The 1,657-nt window shown below is 40.4% G+C and carries 2 protein-coding genes; both read left to right on the forward strand.

What is annotated here, in order from left to right:
- Positions 1-92: 92 nt before the first annotated feature.
- On the forward strand, positions 93-944 hold the full coding sequence (locus tag VHA02S_RS24690; protein ID WP_038899533.1) for a DUF4062 domain-containing protein: 852 nt from the start codon (positions 93-95) through the stop codon (positions 942-944).
- A 145-nt stretch (positions 945-1,089) separates the two neighbouring features.
- Positions 1,090-1,635: a GNAT family N-acetyltransferase gene (locus VHA02S_RS24695; protein WP_038864150.1), complete on the forward strand. Its 546-nt coding sequence runs from the start codon at positions 1,090-1,092 to the stop codon at positions 1,633-1,635.
- Positions 1,636-1,657: the final 22 nt, after the last annotated feature.

Genomic DNA, 1,657 nt, shown 5'->3' on the forward strand with positions numbered 1-1,657 from the left:
TAGTGATTAAGGTGGTTTGCGGTAGCATTGGTATTGCGTTGCTCACCCCTTAGCAGGGCGTTAGGCATTTTAAAGTCCGGAGAGAATAATCAATGTATACAGCAAACGTATATAAAATATTTTTAGCGTCTCCAAGTGATGTTGCTAAAGAAAGGCAAATAGCTCGTGAAGTAATTCAAAAGTGGAATGACTTACACTCAGAAGAAACTGGAGTGATGCTACAGGCTATAGGTTGGGAGTCGCATTCTTACTCTGCAATGGGTGACCGTGCTCAAGGTATTTTAAACAAGCAAATATTAAAAGACGCTGACTTTCTAATTGGTATGTTCTGGACACGAATTGGTACACCAACTGGTGATCATGAAAGTGGTACATTAGAGGAAATAAAAGAGCATATAGATAAGGGGAAACCTGCGATGATCTGCTTCTCAGATCAGCCAGTACAGATGGGGTCAGTTGATCCCGAGCAATATCAAAAACTAATGGCGTTTAAAAAAGAGTGTTTTGATAAGGGGCTTGTTGCTCCTTATGAAACTCTAGACGCTTTCGCAGTTATCATCAATGATGCCTTAGTTCGTAGAGCCAACAAACAAGATCCCTTCGTAGGTTTCCAAAAAGTTGAGCCTGTACTTTTAGATTTGTTTGGCGGTCTTCCTGAAACTGTCGTCAATCAATTAAGTAGCGATGCTCAAGAATTGCTAGTAGAAGCCTCAAATGACAGGAACGGGAATATATTAAAAGTTTCGTATCTCAATGGTAGTTCAATGCAAACGAATGGTAAGCAGATGCATACCGACGGTTCAGCAAGAGAAATTGCTCGTTGGGAAGCTGCTTTAAACAGCTTACTCATCGAAGGGTTTGTAGAAGCTGTTGGTCACAAAGGTCAAGTGTTCAGAGTTACACATTCTGGCTATGAATACGCAGACAAGTTAAAAAATGCCTAACAAACGCTTTAAGACGGATTCGCAACGCGTGGCATTTTCACCATGCGTTGATTTTAGTGATTTAGGTAGTTTGCAGAAACATCGTATTGCGTTGCTCACCACTTAAGCGGGCGTTATGCGTAATTGATGGAGTACAGAATATTAGATGGAAGTTGTAGAAGCGGATAAATCGGATTTAGTTTCATTCTTTGCGTATCTTGAACATCAGCTGTCTGAAAATGGTAATGGCGAAGTTCCTCTTTTTCAGCCAATGTCCAGAGAGCAAAGTGAAGTTCCAGAAGCAACAAAAGAAAAGTTTATCCAAGGTTTTTCCCATGAGTTTGGCGATGTAGGTTGGAGAAAGCTATGGGTTGTAAAAGACACGTATGGAAGTATCAAAGGTCATATTGATCTTCGCCACTACAATGATGAAAGCCGTTCTCATCGAGTTCTACTCGGTATGGGTGTACATGTTTCTTGTAGGAAGCAAGGTATTGGTCAAAGACTCATTGATGCTGTGATAAGTTTCTGCCAAGAAAAAGCTGAAATTGACTGGCTGGATCTTTGTGTATTATCAGAGAATTTTCCAGCAAAGAACCTCTACTTAAAATCAGGGTTCAATGTTGTTGGAGAGTTCAACGATCAATATCGAATCGATGGTTTGTCAGTCTCGGAAACAGCAATGACAAAGTGCGTCAAAAATTACGCATAACAAACTGTTCAAGAGTGATTCG

Source organism: Vibrio harveyi NBRC 15634 = ATCC 14126 = KCTC 12724, assembly GCF_001591145.1.
Lineage (GTDB): Bacteria > Pseudomonadota > Gammaproteobacteria > Enterobacterales > Vibrionaceae > Vibrio > Vibrio harveyi.